Raw genomic sequence first — 25,305 nt, 5'->3', positions numbered from 1 at the left:
GCATCTGGCAGGAAAAGGTCGCTGGCTTGAACTAAATCCGACAGACCTGCACCCCGTTAAAAGGGCGACTGTCAGATCAAGTATGAACTACTACACATGAAAGGCACCAACAACGAATACCAATGCATTTTCCCATATATATTACTGACAAATGTCAAAATGAGTACAATCGGCGCATTGCTGCGCCGATTGTACTTACATTATTCAACTGGTATTTTAGGCAAAACACCTCAAGCATTATTACTTCTTCTCTGCATCATATTCGCTTTTGGCTTTTTCCCAAGAATCGCTCAACGCCTGATAGGCGTCTGAAAATCCATTTTTCATCTGTTCCCAAGCATCTTCAGAACTGTTCTTGAAACTTCCGTACCATTCGGACAACTCGTTTCTCTGCTGGCGCAAAGCTTTCAGATTAGCTCTGGCTTCCTCGCGGGCCGCCTGGGTCATCTTGTCCCAGTTGTTGTCAACACGACTTTCCAGTTCGTCAATCCGCGCGTCAATATTATCCATTGCCTGCTTGGCCTCTTTCATTGCCTGATTGCGCTGATCGATGGTGTATTGCTGAAGGGTATTGATCATTTCCTTCGTTTCCGCTTTGACATCCCGTGAAGTGACGGTGTCATTACCGGCTTTAGTTTGTGAAGTCGGGATAAAAAAGAGCATCAGAACTGCAATCATAGTGATAATTAACGTTTTTTTTCGCATAACTCGTCTCCTGGTTATGGTTTGAGATTTGTTCGGTTTCGTCATTATCGACGAAAATGTGACGCAGCAGACTTGAAAGAACTACTGAGGGAATCCCATGCGTTGTCGACGCCAGCCTTGAGATCTTCCCATGCGTCATCGCTGGCTTTTTTTAGTTCATCGAGCTTTTGGTTTGCCTCATCCTGCATCGTCCGCAGCTCTTCAATCTTTTTGTAATATTCCAACTGAACATCGGCATCTGCGGAATCAGCCTTGGCTTTGAGCTTGTCGATTTCAGCATTCCATTCGTCCAGCTTGCTCTGCAGCTTCTTCACATAGGCGTCTTTCATACTCATGACTTTTCTCCTTGGTTTGAGCGTGATTTGATGATTTCATTGATATAGAAATCAACAGACACGCTTTGAACAAATTCATATAAATTCATTTATATATATCATATCGATTAAAAAATCACAAATTCATTTGAAAACAACCGATTACGATATTATCTGTCAACATATGAAAATCAATCATATACACTTAAATATGAAATGATTATCTGGTTGAATAAGTAAGAATTTTTTTCGATATATGTGAATTCATAATTTCCCAATAGAGTTAACTCATATTCATTGTATAACACAAATTTATCCTTCTTGCAAAGTTACCTGGGCATCGCTGAGAAACTCCCTGAATATCATATTGTTCTCCCAGCTCTCTTGCCTTTGAGTTTTTGAAGGCTGCGCGAGACGAAGATCATCATGCTGCCCGTGGCCAGGGACGGTATCGCGCAGATGACTAGACTCTGCATCATGGAGAGCCTGTCCGAGCCCTCACCGGAAACAATAGATTTTTTGACGCAAATTTAACAAGTGAAAGTTGCCAAAACAAATAATGACGTGTATTCTAAAAGAAATTTCAATCTATTTGATATATTATACTGATTGCAATGATTCTTTTTAAAATTATATTCCAATGAATATGTTAATTTTTATCGAGACATAAACTACTAACTTGAGCGAGGTACTCATGGATAGAATACTGCACGATGATTTTCAGAGTTTATTTTTGAATGAAAATTCAGGATGGTGTGTTTCTCTTTTCCTGCCGACATTTCGGGCCGGGAGAGAAACAGAACAGAATTCGATACGTTTCAAAAATCTTTTGCGAAAAGCTGAAAAGATACTCGTCGAAAATGGGGTCGAAAATGCGGAAAGGCAGAAGATGCTCGCGGAACCGGAAGCCCTGATTCAGGATCGATCATTTTGGGATCACCAAAGCGATGGTTTGGCCATGTTTTTTTCAGCCGAGAAATTTGGTTTTTTCAGGCTGCCTGTGACTTTTGAAGAGCTGACGGTTGTTCCCAAACGGTTTCATGTCAAACCGCTATTGCCCATTCAGGCCGCAGACGGTGTTTTTTATGTCCTGACGCTCAGCCAGAATAACGTCCGGCTCCTGGAGTGCACGCAGCATAGCATCGATGAAGTCGACCTCGGCGACCTGCCGCAAAACCTGGAAGAAACCATTCCGGACGGAGCAACTGACAAACAATTGCAGTTCCATACGGGCACTCCTTCAGGAACCGGCTCCGACGCACGGTCAGCGGTTTTTCATGGTCAGGACGCAGGCAACGAAACAAAGATCAGAATGTCGCGCTGGTTTCGCATGATCGATGACAGGGTAAAAGAACTTGTTGTAGACGTACGCGCTCCGCTTGTGCTGGCCGGAGTTGATTCCCTGTTTTCAATTTACAGGGAAGCAAGCAGCCTTCAAAATCTGATTGAATCAGGAATTTCTGGCAATGCAGACAAGCTAAAGTCCGAAGAATTGCACACCCAGGCATGGGTGTTGGTCGAACCGTTCTTCAAAAAGAGCAGAGACGAGGCAGTCGCGCGTTTTCGCCAGTTGGAAGGAAGCGGGAAAACATCCACGGATCTGTCCCAGACCCTGGCTTATGCTCATCACGGAAGGATCGAAGTCTTGTTTGTGGCCGTGGGCGTACAGGTGTGGGGCACGTTTGATCCTCAGTCAGAACACGCAGAAATTCACGATTTCCAGACGGGTGACGACGGAGATCTGCTCGACCTCGCGGCGATCCAGGCATTGGCCAAGGGAGCAGTGGTATATGCGCTGCCGCAGGACCAAATGCCAATGCCCGAGTATCTGGCCGCGATTTTGCGGTATTGATAATCGACGCCAAGCGCTCGCATCCGCTGCAGCGTATTCATTTATGGCCCTTGCGTGGGAACATGTCCTTCGCAAGGGCCAGTTCTCTGAATTGATTCAAATTATTTAGCGACGGATGTTGGACCGGATAACACGGGAGATGGCGTGATATCACTTTCCCGCAGCAATTTCAGACGTCCCGTTAATCTCTTCTGCTATTTTCCTGAAGTGAAATCCGTAAATTGCATATGTGACTGCCAACGGAAAAAGTTTTGGTTTCCTTAAAATTGTCCACAGCATAAGTTTCCAATAATAGTATCTTTCCTTTCCTAATATACCGAGATATAAAATCGATTTAAAAAAAGCTCCGATATAACCATATTGGTAGTGAAATTTTCCAAAACACAATGGATCATATATTTTTAAGAACTTGAGAGCGCGCTGATAAAAATTTCTTGGTGAATATATGGCATTCAGAATCGACTGGTAGCCGCTGATGAGCGTTGCTGCATCCATATGGGGAGTAAAATTGAGGGAGATCCCCGTGTTGTTTCCGCTCGCCTCTCCGACCAATCGCCCTTCCAGGTTCAGGCGCTGATAAAGGCGGGTACCTCGCAAGGCAGTCAGGAGTCCGACCATCGCGGTCACGATGCCACTCTCTTCAATGAATTTGATCTGCATTTCAAAAATTGCCGGCGGGTCGCTGTCGAACCCAACGATGAAGCCGCCCTGCACCTGCAGTCCGGCCAGTTGAATCCGATGGACCGAGGAAAGCAGGTCTCGGTGCCTGTTTTGAACCTTGCCACTCTCGGCCAGACTCTCCTCATTGGGGGTTTCAATTCCAATGAAAACCTCCTTAAAGCCGGCCCTGACCATGAGCTCCATCAGTTGGCTGTCATCGGCAAGATTGATGGACGCCTCGGTATAGAAATAGAACGGATAGTCATGCTCATTCATCCATTTAATCAGCGCAGGCAGGATTATCTGTTTCAATCTGGCGCGATCACCGATGAAATTGTCATCAACAACAAAGACCGCCCCGCGCCATCCCTGAACACGGAGGCTTTCAAGTTCCGCGAGGAGCTGCTGCACCTCTTTGGTTCGGGATATGCGTCCGAACAAGGCGGTAATATCACAAAACTCGCAGTCAAAAGGACAACCCCGTGAATACTGGATATTCATGGACGCATAATTTTTGACGTCGATCAACTCCCAGAGCGGCAAAGGAGTCGTACTCAATTTTGCGCGTTGCTCCTCCATGTACAGATGACGGGCCGAGTCTGTTTGCAGATCACGGAGGAACGCAGCGAGAGTGACTTCCGCTTCACCCAACACCAAGTGGTCAACTTCCGGAAAATCGTCCGGGGCACTGGTAAACAATGGGCCACCGGCGACCGTTTTGACTCCAACCCGACGGCATCGGGAGAGTATCTCCAGAACCGATTCGCGCTGAATGGTCATGGCGCTGATAAAGACGCAATCTGCCCATTTCAGGTCATCATCGGACAAAGGCCTGACGTTCATGTCGACGAGCTTTTTTTCCCATTCGGCAGGGAGCATTGCGGCTACGGTCAGCAGGCCCAAAGGCGGGAAACTTGCCTTTCTCCCGATAAACTTCATAGCGTGCCGGAAACTCCAGAATGTGTTGGGATAATGCGGATAGAGAAGAAGAATCTTCATGACAGTGGCTCCTGAAATGCGGTGTAAAGACACGTGGAACTCCGCAATGAGCGTGCCAGCAACATCAAGATATTCTCTCGCAGAAATTAATACGCTGATTATAAAGACAAAACAAAGATCGATCCGAAGGATATGCAACAGAACCCGTCAATGAATGCCGCCAGATATTGAATAATTGTTAAATATGACGATCTGACATGTTGCCCGATAACGACCATCCTACCGTATTTTGCAGCCCATGTTGGCACAATGTCATGTTGATGAAAACATGAAGCTCCGCCAGTTCGAACCCTCAAAAACAAAAATGCAAAACCGCGGCCGCCACCAGGCAGACCGCGGTTTTGCGTTTGGAGGGAGAATTCTATCGTTTTTCGTGTACTTCCCAGTCCGCCACCTCGCCCTCTTCCACTTCTTCCCAACCACTGAACATGGCTGAAATATGGCTGGTCAGGGTGTGGCCGGTAGTGGTCATGTAGACGTGGATGATGATGAAGGCCAGAATGGCGAATGCGCATGCCAGGTGGATCAGTGCCAAGAGGCGCAGATCCAGAAAGGTCCAGTTCCAGATGGCCCAGTCGTTGTACAGGTAATACAGCAGCCCCGTGCCCATCTGCAGGGTCAAGAGGATCGCGGTGAGCCCCAGGTAGGTCAGGCGTTGCAGGGGGTTGTGCTTGGCCTCCTTGGACTTCTTGACCGGATGGGGGAGCCCTTTGAAGATGCCCGAGGAGTAGTAGCCGATAACCTCGAAGAGCTTCTTGGTGGTCGGAATGTACTGCCGCCATTCACCCGTGGTCACGACCCAGAAAACGATGAAGATGAACAGGATGACCCAGGTCAGGCCCAGGAAGTTGTGGTACTCGACCGCTTTCTGGAAACCGAAGAGGCTGAAGCTGCCATGGACCTCGAAGCCGGTCAAAAGGAGCAGGAAGATGAGCAGGGACTGCACCCAGTGCCAGAATCGCTCGAACCGCGTGTACAGATAGATTTTCTTTTTTGCGCTCATGTCATTACTCCTTGCGACGTCCGACGCTGCTCAAGAAACGCCCCAGTCCGTGCAGGGCGACACCCAGGGCCGATGCCGCGACCAGGGCCCAGCCGCCCATGTTCAGCAGCTGCACCGAATCGCGGCCAGGCATGTAAAAGCCTTCGAGGTGGTCGAGCCGGCCGCCTTTGGAATGACATTCCACGCAGGCCACGGCCTGTTCCTTGGGCGCCACCATGTGAGTAATGGGGAAGACGTATTCCGTATCCACGAAATCGTATTCGCCGCTGTATGGAAGCTCGTTGTATTCCTGTCCGACCGCGATGGCCCTGTTCCAGTCAAAGTCGGCCCAGTATGCGCCCGAGCCCTTGGGCCCGAAAAGCTTGGGGATGACCATGGTCTTGTTGACCTTGTCGTAAGGAGTCTTGCCGGTGTGCACCTTGAAGGGAAAGATGCGCGAATTGGGATCGTTTATGTCGCCGATGGGCCAGGAGACGCGCACCGTTGAGGACGGATCGATGACATCCCGGGCCGTGGTGCCCCGGATGGAGCCGTTGAACCATTCGTAGCGCGGGACCATGTTCTTGCCCCATATGAAGGAACCCTTCTTGGCATCATAATCGGGCTTGCCGAACTCGTCCTTCTTCACTTCGCGCTTCTTGTCGCCGGCCACGGACCAGTCCCAATGCATCTTGGTCGCGTTGATGCGGGCATACGTCGGGATGTGACACGCCTGACAGGAAACCTTGTCGGTGTGGTCATTGGCCTTCTGGTTCGTCTTGTGCGGCTGGGTGCCGTGACAGGATTCGCACATGATCTTGGGCATCAGGTCGTCCTCCAGGAGGCTCTTGCGTTCCGTGGAGGCCGGAGTGGCATAGATGCGGCCGGCGATGTTGTGCGCGTTGGTGGTATGACAGCGGCTGCAGTCGAAATTCTGCCCGTCAGTGCCCATGTGCACGTCGAGCTGCTTGTTGGGCATGGCCATGGACGAGTCCAGGTCGCCGTGCTTCACCGCATCGCCGCCGCCCCCGTAGAAATGGCAGGTCCCGCAGTTGTCGCGGCCCGGGCGCCCCACTGATTGGGCCACCGCGTTGTAATCCGGAGGCAGGAACTCCGTCTTGCCGTCGAACATGGCCGCGTTGGTCACGGGATAGCCGGCCTTGGTCGGGAATTTCTTGTAGGTGCCGGTCTGTTCGTGGCAGACGAGACAGTCCACCAGTTCGGCCTTGCTGAAATCGAAGTTCTTGTCCTTCCATCCGTATCCGATATGACAGGAAGTGCAGCGCGGCTCGTTGGAACCCACGCTGATGCAGAAATTGTTGACCGAAATGCCGCCCTTGCCCGTGTCACCGCTGGGATCGGCCGGGTCCTTCCAGGTCCAGTGGATGGTTTTGTGCAGCTGCATGGCGGCCTGGTTGTGACAGGTCAGGCAGGCCTTGGTCACATCCTCGGGGCGCGTGAATTCCTGTTTCAGGATGGGATGTTGGGAATGGTCTGCCGTGATCCATTTCTGGGCGTCATTTTTGACGGTCTGCCGTGCCAGCGCCCGGCCCGGCGCTTCGCTGTCGTCGCTTGCCAACTGGGCGAAAGCTCCCAGGGGCCAGAGACAAACGGCAAGAGCGCCGCAAAGGACTGCCTTCCATAACGTCTGGTTCATAGTCCCTCCATGAAGTCTGAAGTGCAAATCCAACAAGAAATCTATTTCAGACAATTCTGTATCATAAAATGCATTCCAGGCAACCACATGATTCATTGTGCAAAATAAATCGGACTTGTGAAGTCTGAAATACATCAAAAAATACGAAAGTCAGACGGGCATTGTGAAAAGAATGCAAAGCGAAGGAGATGGATGCAGACGTGACGGGCGATTTTGTGCAGAAAGAAAGAATTCTAGTCCGCTTTGATCAGGGACTTCAGAGCGGCATGCAACGCCTCGGCCTTCTTGGGACCAAGGCCGGGCAAGGCAGCCAGCTCTTCGACCCCGGCCTTGGTCATGGCAAGGGCCGAGTCGAAATGCTCCCAGAGGAGACGGGCGGTTTTGGGACCGACTCCCGGGAGCCTGTCAAGTTCCGAGGAGAGTTGCGCGGCGCGCTTGTGTCGGCGCAGGCGGGAGATGATGTAGCGATGCGCGGTGTCGCGGACGTGCTGCAAAAACAGCATCTCCGGGCTTCCGGGCCGAAGGGCAAGGGGGTTCTTGCGGCCCGGGCGGAATATGACGTCGCCAAGCTCCCCGGCCCGGCGACTTTCGCCCTTGGCGATGGCGGCCAGGGGAATGTCCGTCGCCCCGTTTTCGGCCAGGGCCCGCTCCACGCTGGCAAGCTGCCCCTTGCCGCCGTCGATCAGGAGCAGGTCCGGCCAGGGCGGGCCGGACTTGAGACGGCGGGCGACAAACGAGGCCAGGGCCAGATAGTCATCGGCGGTGCCCTCCAGTTCCGGAAAGGAATACGTGCGGTAGGCGCTCTTCTCCTCGCGGCCGTCAACGAAGACGACCATGCCCACGCGCATGCCCTCGCCCTGGATGTGCGAGGCGTCCACGCACTCGATCCGCTCCACCTCCCCTTCCATGCCCAGGACGCGGGCCAGCTCGGCTGGAGTCGTCGTGATGCGTCGCTGCCGGATCGCCTGGGCCTTGGCGTTGGCCGAGGCGATGTCGATGAGCCGCCGTTCCTGGTCCCCGCGAGCCTTGGCCAGGCCGACCTTGCCTCCGCGCATGTCGGCCAGGGCGTCTTCCAGAGCCGGGTCCAGGCTGCCAAAAGCGGTGATGATACGGGCCGGAATGAAGCGTTCCGGCGTGTAGTACTGCATGACGAACGAATCCGTCAGGCGGGTCTGATCTTCCGGCGTCTCCACCGCCGTGTCCGCAAACCAGAAGCTCTGGCCGTCGATGATGCGGCCCTGGCGCACGAAGACAATGGCCAACCCCGCGCCGTTTTCGTTGCCGTGCACGCCGATGACGTCCAGATCGCGCCCGTCGGAGAGCACCGCAGCCTGGCGTTCCACGGTTTCGCGCAGGGCGCGGATGCTGTCGCGCAGTCGGGCCGCACCCTCGAAATCAAGGGCGTCGGACAGGCGCATCATCTGGGCATGCAGACCGGCCATCAGCTCATCGGACTTTCCGGACAGAAAAAGCTCGACCCTGCGCACGACCTGCCGATAGTCCTCTTCGGAAACAGGGAGGCAGCACGGCCCGAGACAGCGCCCGATGTGGTACTGCAGGCAGGGCCGGGTGCGATTGGCAAAGACCGTGTCCCGGCATTTGCGCAGCGGAAAAAGGCGATCGATGATCCGCTTGGTTTCACGCGCGCCAAGGGCCGAAGTGAAAGGACCGAAAAACACGGACCCGTCGCGCAGCACCTTGCGGGTCAAACGCAGGGCCGGATACGGATGATTCCGGGACAGGCAGAAAAGGACGTATTCCTTGTCGTCGCGCAGCACGATGTTGTATTTGGGACGATGCTTCTTGATCAGGCTCGCCTCAAGCAGCAAGGCCTCCTTTTCCGTGGCCGTGCACAAAAAATCGATGCTCTCGACTTTCGGCATCATGATCCGCACCTTGGGCGGCAGACGGTGCTCGGGCTGAAAATAGGAGGCCAGTCGGCGGCGCAGGTGCTTGGCCTTGCCCACATAAACGATTCTGCCCGCGGCGTTCTTCATCAGATACACGCCCGGGCAGGTGGGAAAAGTCGGCAGGATTTCGCGGGAGATCATCTGCGTCGTCTGCGCGGCGGTCGCTTGCGCGGCGGACGCCCCTGCTGACCCCGGGGATCCGTGCGCAAGGCCTGGGGATTTTCGGCTTCCATTTCGCTGCGCAGGCTGCTCCACATTTCCGCCGGTCCAAGATCCGCACCGGATACCAGCAGGCCAAGCTGATAGAGGGCCAGGGTTTCCGGAAAACACTCATGAGCCACGAACCCGCGCTTGGAAAAGCGCTTGCGCTTGTCCGGCTCGAAACGGGTCTGGTTGGCCATGATCTGGATCATGCGCGCGCACATCCACTTGGGCATGCTCATGCGCGTGCAGATGGGCTGCAAAAGATCCTCCAGCAGCGCGCCATGGATCACTCGCTCGCCTTCGGCCGCGTATCTGGCCATGATGCGCTGCACCGGGGCGGAGAAAAGGGCCGCGAAGACCAGCACCGGCTCGACCTTGCCCACGGTCCTGATACGGCTGTCCATATGTTCCAGCCAGGCCCAGAGCGAGGAATCCTGGCCGTGGTCGTGATCGAGAAAATCCGCGATCTCCGGCAACAGGTTGTGCAGGAGGCCGGTCTTGTAGAGCAGGCGAAAGGCCTTCTCTCCGGCGCCGTAGGCGAAGAGCTTCTGCAATTCCTCGAAGACCCGGGGCGGCGAGGCTTTGAGGATCTCCTCATGGTGGCGCATGATGGCGTTGTAGGTCGCGGGCTCGATGTGGAAATCAAGACGCGCGGCAAAGCGCACGGCCCGGATCATGCGCACCGGATCTTCCCGAAAGCGGATGTTGGGATCGCCGATGCAGCGGATGAGCCGGTTCTCGATGTCGCTCAGGCCACCGACATGGTCGATGATGGAAAAGCGCTCGACCTCGTAGAACAGGCCGTTGATGGTGAAATCGCGGCGCAGGGCGTCCTCTTCGGGCGTGCCGTAGCAGTTGTCGCGAAACATGTACAAATCTTCATCGCCGTTCTCCTCTTCCTGATCCGGACAACGCCGGAAGGTCGAGGTCTCGATGACGTGATCGTCGAACCGGATGTGAGCCAGCCGAAAGCGCCGTCCGATCAGAAAGCAGTTCTGGAAGATCTTCTTGATCTGGCTCGGCGTTGCGTTGGTGCTGACGTCAAAATCCTTGGGCGTGCGTCCCAGCAACAGGTCGCGGACTCCGCCACCCACCAGGTAGGCGGTAAAACCCTTGCGCACCAGACGGTACATGACCTTGAGCGCATCGGGATGGATGTTTTGGCGGGAAACGGAATGTTCTGATCGGGGAATGATAACTGAAGTCATGGGGTTTAAAAAAATCCTGTGCGCAAAATGTTGTTCCCGGCCCCTGCGCGGGAGCCGGTTCGTTACGAATGCAGGGCCTAGACCCTGTCGCAGGGAAAATTGGCCAGATACTCTTCCAGGAGGTCGTCAAGGTTGGTTCCGAACTCCTGCAATCCAAAGGTGGCGCCGCAAGACCTGCAGCGCAATTCCACGGCCCGTCAGGTGCGGCGGACCTGCAGCGTGCCGTGGCAATTCCTGCAACGCAGCCGTGTCCTGAATTCATTCTGACCGGGCATCATGTCAACGACCCCTCGATGCTCTGGACACACTGACGCACGTCTTCGATGATCTGCTCGTAATCGACTTCCGTCGCCGGCAGTTCCGTTCCGTTCAACCAGAAATCAGCGGGCTTCCTGGGATGGAAATTGGATTCCGTCATCATGATCACGTGCCTGGACAAGCGAAGCAGGCTGTGCAGCTCGGGATAACGGCCGTTGAACGCTTCGTTCGGGAGACCGTATTGGGCTACGACCTCGCGGATGGATTGCGGAAAGCCCCAGGCTTCCAACACCGCGTGGCCCGCCGAAAAATGGTCGAAACCGTCAAACCAGTCGCGCTCATTCTCGAAGAAAACGGGCAGTTCCAGTTCGGTGTCGCGACTGAAGAACTCAAGGAAGCGATCCTGAAAATTGACCAGCAGCACCACATAGCCGATGTTGTGGATGAGCCCGAGACATTCCAGGCATTCCAGCCCCTCGGCATCAAGGGCATAGGCGTCCGGAACGGAGGATACGAATTTCTGCATGAACACGTTGGCGGTCAGGCTCTGCTGCCAGATCCGGTGCAGAATGGCGTTGAGTTCCGAGGATTCATGAAAAAAAGCCGATCTGAGCACGACCTGGTACACGATACGCTTGATCTCCCGGTTGCCCAGCCGGACCAGGGAGGTCAGGATGTCGACGGAATTGTTGGCATCGTGATACATGGGCGAGTTTGCGCACGCGATGATGTTGCCGAAAATGACCGGGTCAAGCTTGGCCTGGGCCGCGATCTGTTTGACCGTGGTCTGCGGCTTGTTCAACAGTGAAATAAGGTCAAGACCTACCGGGCTGATCCCGGGAAGATCAAAACTGAGTTTGTCCATGTTGTCCGTCTGAATTATTTGAGCGCGGGCATTGCCCGCCACCCGAGTTGAACCGCTGCCCACAGTCCGACGAGCGCGGCTTCGGCGGCATCGTGACCTGGTGTTGTCGGCGAAGACCAGCCTTCGCGGCGTAAAATCGTTCCCACCAGGGCGCAGGCCGCCGCCTTTGCCTTCTGTCCGCTGACACGCTGCCGGGGAAGCAGAAACTGCTCCCGCCAATCCTGCGCCTGGACGATCCGACAGGGCAGGTTTCTTTTGGCTGCCGCGTGCTCCCAGATGCCTGCCGTCTGCCCGCCCCCTTCCACTACCAGAAACTCCAATTGGGGCAATTCAAAAAGCACGCGGGCGGCGGCTTTTTTGAGCCTCGCCGTGGAACCGAGATTGTGCGACCGGCACCACAGCAGGCGCCCTTCACGGTCCAGAAGAGCCAGACCCGTACGCACCCCGGCGTCCACTGCCAGCAGGGCGCACATCAGAGATCCACGATCTCCACGTCTAAAGGATCCAGCGGATGGTGCATGAACACCCCGCCGACCCTGGCGAAGCGTCTGGCGCCGTCCGTGGCCAGAAAAGTCAGGCTGCGTTCCGTGGTAGTGGAGCAGATGTCCCGGCGCTCAAGCATCTCCTGCACGAATTCCGCCGTGGTCCGGGCGGAGTCGACCAGGCGCACGTTGTCTCCCACCACGCTCTGGATCGCGCCGGCCAGGACGGGGAAATGAGTACAGCCCAGAACCAGCGTGTCAATACCCGTGTCCCTGACCATGGTGCCGAGGTAGCGCTCGGCCACGAGGCTTGCGATCTGGCCTTCGCACCATCCCTCTTCGGCCAGGGGCACAAAGAGCGGACAGGGCTGGGCAAAAACCTTCGCATCGGGGCGGATGCGCAGGATTTCGCGTTCATAGCCGCGGGCGTTGATGGTGCTCTCCGTGCCGATGACACCGATCCTGCCGTTTCGGCTCGAACGGCAGGCCGCTTCCGCGCCGGGGCGGATGACCCCGACGACAGGCAGCTCCGGATACGCCTCCTGCAACGCCTCCAGGGACACGCCCGTGGCCGTGTTGCAGGCGATGACCAGCAGCTTGACGCCCCGAGCCTTCAAGAGGGCCGTGGTCTGCAGCACGTAGCGAATCACGGATTTGGCGCTCTTGGTGCCGTAAGGCAGGCGCGCCGTGTCGCCCAGATAGAGAAAACTCTCCCGTGGCAGGGCCTCGGTCAGGGCCCGCAAAACGGTCAGGCCCCCGATGCCGGAATCGAAAACGCCGATAGGCAATGTACAGTCGGATTCGTGCATATCAATCAAATGCAGCCGGCCGCAGGGGATCACGCAGGTGGGCGCGGATCTCCTCCAGATGGCGTTGGTTGGTGCGTTGTTCGGACAGGGGCGGCAGATTGTCGAAATCGAAAAAATCGACCTCAAGGGTTTCCATGCTGCCCCTGGCCTCGCCCCCGAGAAGCTCACAGAGAAAGATCAGCTTCACGGCGTGAAAAAACATGCTCGCCTTCTTGCCCCGGTTGGCGTCGAACGCGGCGACAAGCTTCGTGGCCCGCACCACGAATCCGCTCTCTTCCAGGGCCTCGCGCTCGGCCGTCTGCGAAGGACGATCGCCCACATCGGCCCAGCCTCCGGGCATGGCCCACCTGCCGTCAGCGCTCTCCCGCACGAGCAGGATATGCCCGTCACGGATCACCGCGGCACGCACGTCGACCTTGGGAGTGGCGTAACCGGGTTCCAGGGAGAAGGCGCGTTTGACTGCGGAAGCTTCAAGCTGGGAGTGTTCCGCCAGAATTTCGGCCGCGATGTCGGACAGACGGCCGAAAGAGAGCTGGTCGTAGTGGCTCTTGGTAAAAGCCAGGCCCGTCTGGGCCAGGGATTGAATCTCCCGCGCCCAGTCCAGCCAGCGCGGATTGGAATCATCGGTCATGAGATCAGGCCGAGGCCAGATAACGGGTGATGGCATCCACGATGGTCCGCCACGTATGCAGCCTCTTGGCATCGTCGGTTTCCAGCAGCGTGACGCGGAAGCCCTTGCGGTTGCAGCAAAATCCCGTCAGCGGCACGACGCAGATGCCGGTGGCGCCGAGCAGATAGTAGACGAAGCGCTTGTCCACTTGCACGCCCTGCACGATCTCCTCGATGTGCGCCTTGACCTTGGGATTTTCGATTTCAAGAGTCTGCCTGCCGTTCAGGACCCCGTCCTCAAACATGACCGACATGTAAAAAGCGCCCTGGGGCTTGATGACACGCACGCCGGCAACGCCCTGAAAGGTTTGCCAGGCTTCCTGCGCGCGGTGCTCGAACATCCTGCGCCGGGCATCCAGATGGGCCTTGTAGCGAGGATCTCCCATGACCAGGGGTATGGAGAGCTGGGGCAGGCTGGTGGAACAGACCTCAAGCATCTTGGCGTTGAGCAAGCTCTTGATGTAGGCGTTGAAATCGGGATTCTTGTCCTTGTTGTAGACTTCGATCCAACCGCAACGGCCGCCCGGCCAGGGGTATTCCTTGGAGATGCCGCGCAGGGCCATGCCCGGAACCTCTCCGATGACCTCGGACAGGCTGCACGTAGGATGGCCGCTGTAGACGATGTTGGCATAGATCTCGTCGGCCAGGACGAAAATATTGTAGCGCCGGGCGATATCCACGATCTTTTCGATCAGTTCGCACGGATACACCGCGCCCGTCGGGTTGTCGGGATTGATGAACAGAATGCCCGCGATGGAGTCGTTGTAGCGGACCTTGTTCTCCAGATCGACCAGATCCGGCATCCAGCCGTTGTTCGGGTCGAGCTCGTAGGTCAGGTGCTCATACCCGGAGTGGGCGGCCTCGGCCGAGGAATGTGTGGAATAGGCCGGAGAGGGTCCGATGACCCGGGCTTCACGTTTCAGGAAGCCGAATATCTTGGCCACGGCATCGCCGAGTCCGTTGAAAAATATGATGTCGTCGGCCGTGACCTGATAGCTGCCCCGCTGATTGACGAGCCGGGCCACGAACTCGCGGGTCTCGAGCACGCCCTGGGTGGCGCAGTAGCCGTAGGTCTTGTCGTTCATGGCCAGGTCGGCGATGATTTCCTTGATCCAGACCGGCACCTGCTCGCCCTTCTCGATGGGGTCGCCAATGTTTTCCCAGATGATTTCAAGGCCCAGATTGCGAAGATCCTGAGCCACACCAACTATCGCCCTGATTTCATAGGTCAGTTTTCCCCAACCCACATGTTCGATGTCTCTGCGCATATGCATTCCCGAATGCTGCGAAATCCGCACTGACGGAGCTCACAGGATGATGACTGCTCCCAAAGATTGGGAAAGAAAGGCATTTTGCTTATGCCAGGGGGCGGTGATTGTAAATAGGGGCTTCTCTGGCCATTTTTGAATACCCTGAGAATTTTGAATTATTCGACAATCAACGCAGCGCGGATTGAAGAATGTCGCGCAATTCGTTGACATGGAAGGGTCTTGGCACCACCGCCACGGTCCGGTGACGAAATTCCGTCTCCAGGGACGAGCTGCCAAATCCCGTCAAAAGGACAAGCGGGACTTCGGGGATTTGGAGCAGACAGGAACGAATCAGGGCCTCGGGGCGATCGCAGGAGACCAGGATCAGGTTGCAGGTGTCCCGGAACTTGAGAAAATCCCCGTGTCCGGGCGCGAAGGCCTCGCCCTCGTAGCCGACCTCCGCCACGATCTCGCGCAGCATGGTGCGCATCTGTTCGTGATTGCTGAGCACCAGGATGCGCGGCTTCAGGGTTCCGCGCGGCTTGCGCAGGCGGTCGAGGGGATGCAGGAAATTGTCCACGGCCAGACGGACCAGCCCGAAGCGATCCCGCACAAAGGAATAGGCCGGATTTTCCAGCAGCTTCTCACAGAGGCGCGAGGCCTTGTCGAGCACGGCCACCAGCTCCATGTACACATCAGGCTGGGTGGTGTCGTCCGTGGGGGCGCTGGAGTTGGCCGCGATCTGGCTCAGGCCGAAATCCGGACGCTGCTTCATGCGCACCACGACGTTCTCGAAAAATTCCGAGGGCTTGTTCTTGGCCCAGTCCTTGTTCAGGCGCTCGGCCAGGACCTTGGCGATGGACATGATGGCCTGGCTCGCGGGCAGATCGTCGCGCAGGGTCACAAAGGGCTTGCCCAGGGCCGAAATCTTCCGGGCGGCGTCATCCTGGGGGATCGCTCCCAAAAAAAGGGGTTTGAGGCCCAGGAACTGCTCCACCGTCTCCTGAAAACGGGTGAAGACCTGCCGGGCCTGCACTCCCGATTCACAGCGGTTGACCAGGATCAGCGGCGGCCACCACAGCCCGTTCTCCTTGAGCACCTTGATGAGGGCGTAGGCATCGACCAGGGCGCTGGCCTCGGGGTTGACCACCAGAATGATCTCGCGCGTGGCCAGACACAGGGACACGACCTGGGCGGAGATGCCCGGCGAGTTGTCGAGGATGAGAAAATCGTATCCGGAAAGCGCGGAAAATTCCGATACCAGACGCTTGCGGCTGGCCACGTCGAGCTCGGCCATGCGGGCCACGCCGTTGCTGCCGGAAAGAAGATCGAATCCGGGCCGGACCGGAACGAGGCATTCCTCAAGGGGCAGGGAGTCGAAGAGAACGTTTTCGAGCGTGTTCGGAGGAGACGGCAACCCCAGATGCACTTCCGCGTTGGACAGGCCGAAATCCGCGTCGAGCAGGCAGACCGTATATCCGGCACGATTGAGCGCCAGGGCCAGGTTGACGGCCACGGTGGTCTTGCCCGTCCCGCCCTTGCCGCTGGCCAGGGCCAGAATGCGGGTGTGACGAGTCCTGGACGTTGCGATTGACGGCGAATGCTGCATTGAAGCCGAGGGTTAATTGTTCGCGGGGCAGCCCGAATGCAAGATGCCGGAGATGTCGGACAGCAGGGTCTTCAAATGAAAGGGCTTGCGTATACACTTGGCCGCTCCCAGACGCAAGGCTTCATCCAGCTCATCGGAAGATGCCAGGCCCGTGATGATCATTACGGGCGGAGCGCCGCCGTTGCGACGCAAAAGCTTGAGCACGTCGAGCCCGGAATGGATGGGCATGCGGATGTCGAGCAGAATCAGATCAAAGGATGCAGAGCGCAGTTTGAGCACGCCCTCCTCACCGTTGGGAGCGGTTTCAACCACATAACCGGCTTCGCGCAGGGTCTCGGAGAGGATATCGCGGATGTGCTGCTCGTCATCGACGACCAGAATCCTGTGCCCCAGGGCCGGAGCAGGCATGGCGCACTCGGTCGCCTGGCGCACGACAGGCTTTTCGGGCTTGGTCACCGGCGTGGAGACCGGCAGGATGACAATCATCTCCGTGCCCTCTCCAGGAGCGCTGACCACCTTGATCTCGCCGTAGTGGTTGGTGACGATGCCGTAAGCCGTGGAAAGCCCGAGTCCCGTGCCCTTTCCTTCGGACTTGGTGGAAAAGAAAGGGTCGAAGATGCGTGAGAGATTCTCGGGCGAAATGCCCGTGCCCGTGTCCTTGACGGAGATGCTGATGCGCTTGCCGTCGGGCAGGAAGGATGAGCTGACGGTCAAGACCCCGCCCTCTTTTTCCATTGCGTGCTGGGCATTAATGACCAGATTCAGAAAAACCTGCTCCAACTGGTTGGCATCGGCCAGGATGAGCGGCAGATCCGGTGCGAGATTCTGAACGATGGGAATGCGATGCGTTTGGAAGATCGATTCCACGAGTCCGATTATTTTGAGCAGCAGCGAGTTTATGTCCAGCTTGGTGACCTGGGGCGCGTTGGGTCTGGCAAAACCCATGAGGCTCTGCAGGATGGATGAGATGCGCTCGATCTGCTCGGAGATCTGATGCAGGTCCCTGCGCTTCTTCTCGTCGTTTTCACGGCTTTCCAGCAGCTGGGTGCGTGCCGAAATGATGGCCAGCGGATTGTTTATCTCATGGGCCGCGCCTGCCGCGAGCTGCCCGACCGCCGCCAGCCGCTCGGTCTGGAGCAGCTGCAGGTTGATCTGCTGGTTCTTCCACAGGGCCAGGGACAGCTCGTCGGCGCGAACCTGCAGGCTGTCGAAGAGCCGCACCCGGTCAAGCGAGGCCGAAGCCACGCAGGAGACCTGGGAATAGCCCATGTATTCCTGGGGAGTCATCTTCGGGGGCCGCTCGCTGGAGCGCAGAATGCAAATCTCGCCGGTGAAATCGCTGCCCACCAGGGGAAAGAGGCAATATCCCCGGAGCACGAAAAACTGCTTGAGCCGCAACTCCCGATCCATGAGAGACGCGCCTTCGTGGCGTTCGTGGTGCGTCAGCAAAATGGTCTTCAGGTTGTCCGGCAGCGTGGCGCCGCCATCGAGGGCAGGCAGGCCGTCGCCGTCAAGGGAATAGGAAATGACACGCCGGCTGCCGTTGCCGTTCCAGATCAGGCCCTGCATGACGCGCTCGGCAGGGACGATCCAGTACACGAAGCCGCCCCGCACGCCGACACTCTCATGCATGCACATGGCCGCCGATTCGAAAACTTCATCCGGAGTCCTGGCCTTGCTCATCTTGAGCCCCACCGTGGAGCCCATGCTCGTGAAGCGATGGGCATCTTCCAGACGGCCGTTGGCCTGCTCCAGATCCAGGCTCATGCGCATGAGCTGCTGGTTGGCCTTTTGCAGGGAAGAAAGAAAAAGACCGACCTGATCGCCGTCAAGTTCGAAAGGCTCGGCTCTCTCGGCAAAAGCCGGGGCAAAGGCGGCGAGAATCGACTGCAGCTCCTTTTCGCCGAGGCCGAGCATTTCCTGCAGGCCGAGCTGACGCTGCTTTTCGCGGGTCATGATCCGGGGGGAGTCCATGAGGGTCGAGTGCGCCAGAATGTTGGCCAGGGCCACGATGGCTACCAAATGCGCGTTGTCCTTGAAGGCTTCCAGGGCCGAGGCCGAATGGTGGTGCAGCCAGATGGCGTCGGTCATGGACGCCGGAAGCTTCCATTTTTCGGCGATCCAGCGCCCCACCGCCGTGTGGTCCGTCTTGAAGACCTCCTGCTCCGCCGTGAGGACGGGCTCGTAAAGTTCCTCCATGCGTTCCGTGACCTGAACGTACTGCTCCTGAAGATGCAGTTGCAGGAAGATGCCGCCGATATCGTGCATGATGCCCGCGCCAAAGGCCTCGCCGGTCAGGGCGGGAGCGGCCTTGGCCGCGATGAGGGAGGCAAAGACGGCCGTGGCCAGGCTGTGCTTCCAGTGCGCGGTCTGGATCGCTTCGGACTTCCTGTCGCCCTTGATCAGGGAGTCCTTGATGAGCATGGAGAGCATGAGCGTCTGAACCACCTTGCTGCCCAGGCGATTGAGCCCCTGCTCCACCTGCGCCACCTGCCCGCGGCTGACGTAGGTCGCGCTGTTGGCGTGCTCAAGAACCTTCACGGTCATGGCGGGGTCCGTCTCGATGATGCGAGCCAGCTTAGAATGCTCAAAATCCCGGGTCAGGACCTGCCCGAGGATGGTGTTGGCGACGGCGGGAAGGGACGGAAGCGCCTCGATTTGTTGCAGGATGACACGCAGGGAACGTTCCTCCACGGAAACGCTTTTCTCCGAATGCCCGGGATCGGGCCCGTGATGGGAAAAAGAGGTGTCCACATGAATCTCCGGGCAATCAGTAGTGAGGTGGTTTTTCATCGGGATCGAAGGGCTCCATGGACGAGAGGTCCTGGAGCTTTTTGCCCAAAAGCATGAGCGTGGCCCTCAGTTCCCGAATTTCCTTTTGTTGCTCTATGACAACCGCATTCAGATCATCAACCGTTTTTTGCAAATATATATACTTTATTTCAATATCTTCCATTCGCTTTTGCATGAGTTCCCCCAGGAATGATTTCAAAAAAAAACACGGCTTCCGCCCGCAGGTCATTCTTGTCCTTGACCCCAAGGAACGGGCATGAAAAATACACCGCGAACAATTCGGATGCAAAGGAGAAAACCATGACCAACGCCGACCAGATTTTCACCCCGGCCAGCCTGGACGAGATATTTCCGCCCTCGATCACCGACGCATTTTTCGAGGCGCTGTTCGGCGATGCCGAGGACGGGGCCTATGACATCAGGCTCAGATTCGAGGGACACGGCCCGGAAGAGCTGCGCTTTGCCTTTCATCTCCAGCAACGTCCGGGCATGTGCCTGGCCTGCAACCTGACTTACGGGCTGCCGCAAGTTTTCACCCGGCATCCGCTGCTTGGCGTGGGCAAGCTGGCTCAGAACCTGGCTGACCGCATCAACGCGAGCATGTCCTCCTGGGCGCTGGGCGCGACGCGCGAAATCTCCAGAAGCCTGCATGTCATCCCCTTTACCATCAAGGTCGCGTGACGAACAGCGCTTCGCCTCCCCAAAATTCTCACAAATAATGGAACGTCGGGAATTTTTGACCCAGGTCAAGGATTCCCGATGCCGTTTCATGGCATAGGCTCACCCATGAAAGACCTGCACAAGCTCCCCGCTCATACGCTCAAAGTCTGCCGTGGCGCGGCCCAGTGCCCGCATGCGGTACTGGGTACCGACCTGACCGCCGAACTCGAAGGCGTGCTCATCCGTTCCGGCTGGCCTGAATTTCTGGCCGGCATGACCCGCCCCATCCGCCATCACCATCAGTTCAGAATTGCCGTGGCCTCCTGCCCCAACGGATGCTCCCAGCCGCATATCGCGGATTTCGGACTCGTCGCCTTTGCCCGCATCGGCCTTGAGCCCGAGCGGTGCTCGGGTTGCGGGCATTGTGTCGCGATCTGTGCGGAGAAGGCCCTGCATCTGGAGGATGGCATTCAGCTGGACCGTTCGCGCTGCCTGGGGTGCGCTGCCTGTGCGCGAGTCTGCCCCGAAAAAGCCCTGCGGGTGGATGAAACCGGATATCGCGTGCTCATCGGCGGCAAGCTCGGACGCCATCCGCGCCTGGCTCATGAGCTGGGTTTTTACAGCCTGCCCGAATCCCTTGATGTCCTGCGCAAGGTCTTGAGCGTGTTCATGGACCACCACCGATCCGGTCTGCGCCTGGGGGATCTTGTCGAGAAACTGGGACGGGAGGAATTCGACAAACTGGTGCGGCCATGACCTCCATGACTTTCCTGACACGAATCCTCATCGTGCTCTGCAGCCTGACCACGGCGGCGCATTTCCTGCGCTTCGGCACCCTCTGGGAGGCGGCTCCGGCTCTTTTCCCGGCCGCGGCAGCCTTTTTTCCGCGCCTTTTGCCCAGACCGCTGCTCATTCTGGCCGCCCTCGGCGGCGCGCTGCTGTGGGCGAATCAGGGCGTGGAACTGGCTTCGTGGCGGATGAATTTCGGCCTGCCGTGGATGCGCCTCGCCCTGATCCTGGGCGCGGTCTGCCTGGCACATCTGGGCCTCGCGGCGCTCATGGCCGGCCGCGCCGGGAAGGAACTCTTCGGACCCATGGGCGGCACCGATGCGGTCAAGACCGTGACGGCCCTCTTGGTGGGCGGCACCCTCGTTCTGGCCCAGAACAAGGCGCCCATGACCCTGCTCCTTGGCGACCGCTTTTTTCCCGGTTCCGGGATTTTCTGGATCTGCCTTTTCGCCTTCCACGGGACCCTGGTCGCCGGCTGGCTGCTGAGCGACCGCAAAGGCCGGACGCGCGGCAGGATCTGGACCCTGTTTTCAGCCGTGTTCTTCGCGCAGCTCCTGCTCGGCCTGGCCGGTTGGAGCATTTTTCTGATGACCGGAAAACTGCACCTGCCCGTCCCGGCCCTGATCCTGGCCGGGCCGCTGTTCCGGGGCGAAGGGTTTTTCATGCCGATCCTGCTCGGCGTGTCCCTCCTGCTGGTGGGACCGGCCTGGTGCAGCCACCTGTGCTATATCGGCGCCTGGGATGACCGCATGGCCCGTCTGGGCCCGGCAAGGCCCGCGCCCCTGCCCTCCTGGGCGCCGCGCCTGCGGGCCGGGTTGCTGGCCGCCACGATCATCATGCCACTGGCCCTGCGCGCCCTGGACATTTCCTGGCCATGGGCGCTGGGCCTGGCCGCCGTCTTCGGTCTGGCCGGGGTCATGGTCATGGCCCTGGCGTCACGCGGAAGCGGAACCATGGTCCATTGCACGGCCTATTGCCCCATCGGGCTGGTCAACAACCTTGTCGGACGCATGCTGCCCTGGCGCGTAAGCATCGGCAGCGGATGCACCCAGTGCGGTGCGTGCGCTAGGGCCTGCCGCTACAACGCCCTGACGGCCATCGATCTGGCAAAAGGGCGTCCCGGCCTGACCTGCTCCCTGTGCGGCGACTGCCTGCCCCGCTGTCCCCACGGACATCTCGGATACAGTTTCCCGGGCCTGACACGGGCGGGCGCACGCCAGGTCTTCGTGACCCTGGTCGCCAGCCTGCATGTGGTGTTTCTGGCGGTGGCCCGGATTTAGGAAGCAACCTCCCGCATCATCGCAAGCACCAGTTTTCCAGTCCGGACAAACCCGGCTGGAAGCAAGGGCCCCTGAAGCGCTAGTACCGATCCAGAACTCGCTCTTTCTCGGAATAGTCCCACTCCTTGAGACCCAGGGCCACGAGCACGTCGTCGACCAGCTCCTCGACGCTCCTGTGGGCCTGGAGCATGTGGTCCATGCCGGCCATGTAGAGGGCTTCGCGTTCGCTCATGACCGCCGCGACCTCGTCGTGCAGGGCCAGCGGAGTCAGGGCCGGGCGCTGGGCGACGTTGGGATCGCGCAGCATCCTGGCGATGAGCAGCCCCGCGTCGGCCGCCAGATAGAAGCTGACTCCGGAGCTGTACATGAGGTCCCGGTTGGCCTTTGAGAGGATAATGCCGCCGCCCGTGGAGACGACCTTGCCCGGAAGCGCCGCCGCCTTGATCAGGGCCGCCTCCTCCAGGGCGCGAAAGGCATCCCAGCCCCGCTCGGCCACGATGGCATCGATGCTCTGCCCGGCCTCGGCCACGACCAGGGCGTCGGTGTCGACGCAAGGGCACTTGAGGGTCTCGGCCAGCGCCTTGCCCAGTGTGGTCTTGCCGCTGGCGCGCATGCCCAGCAGGAAAATATTTTTCTTTTGCAGTGAAAAGGGTTCACGCTTGAACTGTCCCGGACGGAAGGTCATGGTGGCCGCGTCGTCCTCGATTTCCACTTTTTTCTTGATGAAATTCGTCATTTGCATCCTCCTTCTGTGGTGCGGCCACAGGAATGGGCGAAAAGCATGCAAATTGCAATGCCCCGGCCGCCAGGTCCGCTGCATTGACTGGCAAATGGCAAACAGCTAGCAATTCAAAAATACGACTTCCAAAAGAGGACCATCCATGAATTTCCTGAAGACATTCGCCCTGATTCTGCTGCTCGCCCTCCTGCCTTCCACCGCCATGTCCCAGGACATCCAGAAAGCCGGAGTCCATGATTTCAAGAACATCATCGAATCAAACAAAGGCAAGGTCCTGATCATAAACTTCTGGGCGACCTGGTGTTCTCCCTGCGTCAAGGAGTTCCCCGGGCTCATGAACCTGCGCCGGGAATTCACGGAGGACGACCTGACCATCGTTGGCATCTCCATGGATTACGGAGCGCGGCCGGTGGAAAATTTCGTCAAGCTGCACAAGGTCAATTTCCCGATCCTCATCGACGACGAATCCATCGGCGCCATGCTCGACATCAAGTCCATCCCCCGCACCCTGATCTACAACCGCGCCGGAGAGCAGATCCTCGATCATTTGGGATTCATTTCCGAGGAAAGCTTTCGCCACATTGTCGAGCGATTACTGCAAAAGCCATGAACATTCTCGCCGAACTGGCTGAAAGGGCGATCCGGGAGGCCCAGCAGCGCGGCGAATTCGATGATTTGAGCGGCCAGGGCCAGCCCCTGCCCGATTCAAACGACCCCTTCATGCCCGAAACGCTGCGCATGGCCTACAAGGTGCTCAAAAACGCCGGTTACGTGCCCAGGGAAGTCCAGTCTCAGCGGGAGATCAGGTCGCTCATCGAGTGCCTTGAGCGGGAAACGGACGAAGCCGTGAAAATGCGCCAGATACAAAAGGTCCAGCTCTTCATCGCCAAGGCCAGGATGGAGCATGGCGGACTGCTGCAGGAAGAAAACGAAAACTATTTCCAAAAAGTCGTGGCTCGCGTCACGCTCAATAAAGCCTGATTCCCATGAATAATCAAAGACGTTCGCTTCTGAAGGCCGCCCTGGCCCCCCTGCTGCTGCCGCTCTTCGGCCACGAGGCCCTGGCCGCGCAGCCGCCCCTTTCCGAAATTTCGGAGATCCGGATCATCCAGGCCAAGGACCCGGCACGCACCCTTGACCGAGTCTCGGCTTCCGGCTTTGCGCACGCCATGGCCCAGTCGGTGCTGGCGTACATCATCGAGAGCTACCCCAAGGGCAATCTGCCGGTCTGGAAAAAGCCCCTGTCCGAGATCGACCTGCATTCGCGCATCCCCCAGATCTGCACGCATGTGGTGCAGGGCGTCCTGCGTCACGCCTCCATCTACCCCGTGGACCCCTGCTGGATCATGGGCCAGATGATGGCCGAGTCCTTTTTCTACGAATTCGCCGTGTCCTCGGCCCTGGCCGTCGGCCCATGCCAGTTCATGGCCGCCACGGCCAGAGGGTACGATCTGGTCTGCGCCGACAGCCACGGACAACCGGCCGGATTTGCCCTGCGCGAGGATCTGGAGCCCGAATTCAAGCAGGCCGCGGCATACCGCGACCAGATGCGGGCCCTGCGCCGCGAGCAGCCCGAGCTGTTCGGCAATCCGGCCAAGCTGCTGCGCACCCTCGTCAACGCCCAGGCCGCGGGCAAACCGCTGAGCGCCGCCGGAACCTACGCCCTGGCCCTTGACCGCATGGATCTTTTGCAGGCCAGTTACACCGCATCGCGGGACAATTGCCGCCTTTTTCTGAGCGAAAACTTCCAGAACCGCTCCATTTTCTCGCCCCAGGATGTGGCCTTCCTCGAAAAATTCGACCAGCGCGTCCTTTACTCCCATTCCATAAACGCCATGGTCAAAATGATGGCCGAAAACCTGCGCGCCCGCGGCGGCAACATTCTCGCGGCCACGGCCGGATACAATGCCGGGCTTGGCAACACCGACTCCAAATACGGGGTCTACAGCACCTACGGACGCATCCCCAACTTCGGCGAGACCGTGGATTACGTCAGCAAGATCCTCGTCAACCATCACGAGATAACCCGCCGCATCGTGTAGGAGAAAGGCCGTGAACCCAGCCAAAGTCAGGCGCGATCACCTCCGAAATCTGACCGACCTGCCCAACATCGGCCCGGCCATGGCCCGGGACCTGCGGCTGCTCGGCTTCGAGCGCCCGGAACAGCTCACCGGCCAGAACCCGCAAACCCTCTACGACCGCCTCTGTGAACTGACCGGAGCGCGCCAGGACCCATGCGTGCTAGACGTCTTCGTGTCCGTGACCAGATTCATGGACGGAGACGAGCCAAGGCCCTGGTGGTTCTACACGCCGGAGCGAAAGCAGAATCCGCTTTCCGATAAATAATTGCCCCGCGATCCATTCCTGACGCCCTTGCCCGCCAATTCCAAAGGGCGCGTTAAGTTCGCGACAAATACTGCTCGAAGTTCGGAAACCCGCAGTTCCAACACGTCATTCCCGCGCAGGCGGAAATCCCCTTCCGCTGCGTCTCATGCTCCAAAGTTTGGAGTTCCAACACGATAGGGGTAGGGAAGGGTTTCCCCTCCCCTCCCTCCGAACCGTGCGTGCGGTTCTCCCGCACACGGCTCTCCAGTTGGCCATTTCCTCATCG

Annotated in this window: 25 protein-coding genes; 8 read left to right on the top strand and 17 right to left on the bottom strand. The window is 58.0% G+C overall.

Annotated elements, in window-relative coordinates:
* Positions 1–240: 240 nt before the first annotated feature.
* Positions 241–705 carry a sll1863 family stress response protein gene (locus tag H4684_RS18670; protein ID WP_192624890.1) on the bottom strand — a complete coding sequence of 155 codons (465 nt, stop codon included), beginning with the start codon at positions 703–705 and terminating at the stop codon, positions 241–243.
* Positions 706–749: 44 nt separating this feature from the next.
* Positions 750–1,040, bottom strand: a complete 291-nt coding sequence (locus tag H4684_RS18665) for a sll1863 family stress response protein (RefSeq protein WP_092191590.1) — start codon at positions 1,038–1,040, stop codon at positions 750–752.
* 673 nt (positions 1,041–1,713) lie between these two features.
* Between H4684_RS18665 and H4684_RS18660 the strand changes: the two genes are divergently transcribed.
* Entirely contained in the window at positions 1,714–2,871 is a 1,158-nt protein-coding gene (locus H4684_RS18660) for a baeRF7 domain-containing protein (protein WP_192624889.1), read from the top strand.
* A 150-nt stretch (positions 2,872–3,021) separates the two neighbouring features.
* On the opposite strand, the gene H4684_RS18655 is transcribed toward H4684_RS18660, so the two are convergent.
* From H4684_RS18655 to H4684_RS18595, 14 genes are all read right to left on the bottom strand, one after another.
* On the bottom strand, positions 3,022–4,530 hold the full coding sequence (locus tag H4684_RS18655; RefSeq protein ID WP_192624888.1) for a B12-binding domain-containing radical SAM protein: 1,509 nt from the start codon (positions 4,528–4,530) through the stop codon (positions 3,022–3,024).
* Positions 4,531–4,891: 361 nt separating this feature from the next.
* A complete protein-coding gene (locus H4684_RS18650) occupies positions 4,892–5,533 on the bottom strand; it encodes a cytochrome b/b6 domain-containing protein (RefSeq protein ID WP_092191583.1) in 642 nt (213 codons plus the stop codon).
* A gap of 4 nt (positions 5,534–5,537) precedes the next feature.
* Entirely contained in the window at positions 5,538–7,169 is a 1,632-nt protein-coding gene (locus H4684_RS18645) for a tetrathionate reductase family octaheme c-type cytochrome (RefSeq protein WP_192624887.1), read from the bottom strand.
* Between the two features lie 233 nt (positions 7,170–7,402).
* Positions 7,403–9,220, bottom strand: a complete 1,818-nt coding sequence (gene uvrC / locus H4684_RS18640; RefSeq protein ID WP_192624886.1) for an excinuclease ABC subunit UvrC — start codon at positions 9,218–9,220, stop codon at positions 7,403–7,405.
* Positions 9,217–10,491 (bottom strand): polynucleotide adenylyltransferase PcnB, encoded by a 1,275-nt coding sequence (gene pcnB, locus H4684_RS18635; protein ID WP_092191577.1) that lies wholly within the window; start codon positions 10,489–10,491, stop codon positions 9,217–9,219. Before pcnB ends, uvrC begins: the two co-directional genes overlap by 4 nt.
* Before the next feature lie 77 nt (positions 10,492–10,568).
* A complete protein-coding gene (locus tag H4684_RS21300; RefSeq protein WP_341864728.1) occupies positions 10,569–10,766 on the bottom strand; it encodes a dual CXXC motif small (seleno)protein in 198 nt (65 codons plus the stop codon).
* Positions 10,766–11,614 (bottom strand): HDOD domain-containing protein, encoded by an 849-nt coding sequence (locus tag H4684_RS18630; RefSeq protein WP_092191575.1) that lies wholly within the window; start codon positions 11,612–11,614, stop codon positions 10,766–10,768. The genes H4684_RS21300 and H4684_RS18630 overlap by 1 nt, the downstream gene beginning before the upstream one ends.
* A gap of 14 nt (positions 11,615–11,628) precedes the next feature.
* Positions 11,629–12,087: a hypothetical protein gene (locus H4684_RS18625; protein WP_192624885.1), complete on the bottom strand. Its 459-nt coding sequence runs from the start codon at positions 12,085–12,087 to the stop codon at positions 11,629–11,631.
* Positions 12,087–12,905 carry a glutamate racemase gene (gene murI / locus H4684_RS18620; protein ID WP_192624884.1) on the bottom strand — a complete coding sequence of 273 codons (819 nt, stop codon included), beginning with the start codon at positions 12,903–12,905 and terminating at the stop codon, positions 12,087–12,089. The genes H4684_RS18625 and murI overlap by 1 nt, the downstream gene beginning before the upstream one ends.
* Before the next feature lies 1 nt (position 12,906).
* Positions 12,907–13,536: an NUDIX hydrolase gene (locus H4684_RS18615; RefSeq protein ID WP_092191571.1), complete on the bottom strand. Its 630-nt coding sequence runs from the start codon at positions 13,534–13,536 to the stop codon at positions 12,907–12,909.
* Positions 13,537–13,540: 4 nt separating this feature from the next.
* Positions 13,541–14,842 (bottom strand): pyridoxal phosphate-dependent aminotransferase, encoded by a 1,302-nt coding sequence (locus H4684_RS18610; protein WP_092191569.1) that lies wholly within the window; start codon positions 14,840–14,842, stop codon positions 13,541–13,543.
* A 169-nt stretch (positions 14,843–15,011) separates the two neighbouring features.
* Positions 15,012–16,433: a P-loop NTPase gene (locus H4684_RS18605; protein ID WP_092191567.1), complete on the bottom strand. Its 1,422-nt coding sequence runs from the start codon at positions 16,431–16,433 to the stop codon at positions 15,012–15,014.
* Between the two features lie 12 nt (positions 16,434–16,445).
* The gene (locus H4684_RS18600) at positions 16,446–19,187 is read right to left on the bottom strand and encodes an HDOD domain-containing protein (protein ID WP_192624883.1); all 2,742 of its coding nucleotides are present in this window, start codon (positions 19,185–19,187) and stop codon (positions 16,446–16,448) included.
* A 16-nt stretch (positions 19,188–19,203) separates the two neighbouring features.
* On the bottom strand, positions 19,204–19,389 hold the full coding sequence (locus H4684_RS18595; protein ID WP_161949105.1) for a SlyX family protein: 186 nt from the start codon (positions 19,387–19,389) through the stop codon (positions 19,204–19,206).
* A gap of 137 nt (positions 19,390–19,526) precedes the next feature.
* Here H4684_RS18595 and H4684_RS18590 point away from each other — a divergent pair, with 137 nt between their 5' ends.
* The 3 genes from H4684_RS18590 to H4684_RS18580 all read left to right on the top strand — a co-directional run bounded on the left by H4684_RS18590 (position 19,527) and on the right by H4684_RS18580 (position 21,955).
* Positions 19,527–19,907 (top strand): pancreas/duodenum homeobox protein 1, encoded by a 381-nt coding sequence (locus H4684_RS18590; protein WP_092191561.1) that lies wholly within the window; start codon positions 19,527–19,529, stop codon positions 19,905–19,907.
* 105 nt (positions 19,908–20,012) lie between these two features.
* Positions 20,013–20,642: a 4Fe-4S dicluster domain-containing protein gene (locus H4684_RS18585; RefSeq protein WP_192624882.1), complete on the top strand. Its 630-nt coding sequence runs from the start codon at positions 20,013–20,015 to the stop codon at positions 20,640–20,642.
* On the top strand, positions 20,639–21,955 hold the full coding sequence (locus tag H4684_RS18580; protein ID WP_225940551.1) for a 4Fe-4S binding protein: 1,317 nt from the start codon (positions 20,639–20,641) through the stop codon (positions 21,953–21,955). Before H4684_RS18585 ends, H4684_RS18580 begins: the two co-directional genes overlap by 4 nt.
* 79 nt (positions 21,956–22,034) lie before the next feature.
* On the opposite strand, the gene aroL is transcribed toward H4684_RS18580, so the two are convergent.
* Entirely contained in the window at positions 22,035–22,691 is a 657-nt protein-coding gene (aroL, locus tag H4684_RS18575; protein ID WP_161949103.1) for a shikimate kinase AroL, read from the bottom strand.
* A 145-nt stretch (positions 22,692–22,836) separates the two neighbouring features.
* On the opposite strand from aroL, the gene H4684_RS18570 reads away from it, so the two are divergent.
* From H4684_RS18570 to H4684_RS18555, 4 genes are read left to right on the top strand one after another with little or no spacing between them, the layout of a single operon-like run.
* Positions 22,837–23,304 carry a TlpA family protein disulfide reductase gene (locus H4684_RS18570; protein WP_092191555.1) on the top strand — a complete coding sequence of 156 codons (468 nt, stop codon included), beginning with the start codon at positions 22,837–22,839 and terminating at the stop codon, positions 23,302–23,304.
* Positions 23,301–23,675 (top strand): DnaJ family domain-containing protein, encoded by a 375-nt coding sequence (locus H4684_RS18565; protein WP_192624881.1) that lies wholly within the window; start codon positions 23,301–23,303, stop codon positions 23,673–23,675. The genes H4684_RS18570 and H4684_RS18565 overlap by 4 nt, the downstream gene beginning before the upstream one ends.
* A 5-nt stretch (positions 23,676–23,680) precedes the next feature.
* Entirely contained in the window at positions 23,681–24,736 is a 1,056-nt protein-coding gene (locus tag H4684_RS18560) for a lytic transglycosylase domain-containing protein (protein WP_192624880.1), read from the top strand.
* Between the two features lie 10 nt (positions 24,737–24,746).
* Positions 24,747–25,040, top strand: coding sequence for a helix-hairpin-helix domain-containing protein (locus tag H4684_RS18555; RefSeq protein ID WP_192624879.1), 294 nt, complete (start codon positions 24,747–24,749; stop codon positions 25,038–25,040).
* Positions 25,041–25,305 lie beyond the last annotated feature (265 nt).

The sequence above is a fragment of the Desulfomicrobium macestii genome, from assembly GCF_014873765.1.
Taxonomy (GTDB): domain Bacteria; phylum Desulfobacterota; class Desulfovibrionia; order Desulfovibrionales; family Desulfomicrobiaceae; genus Desulfomicrobium; species Desulfomicrobium macestii.
The sequence above is the reverse complement of the archived record's forward strand: the minus strand, read 5'-3'. Positions and strand labels throughout refer to the sequence as shown.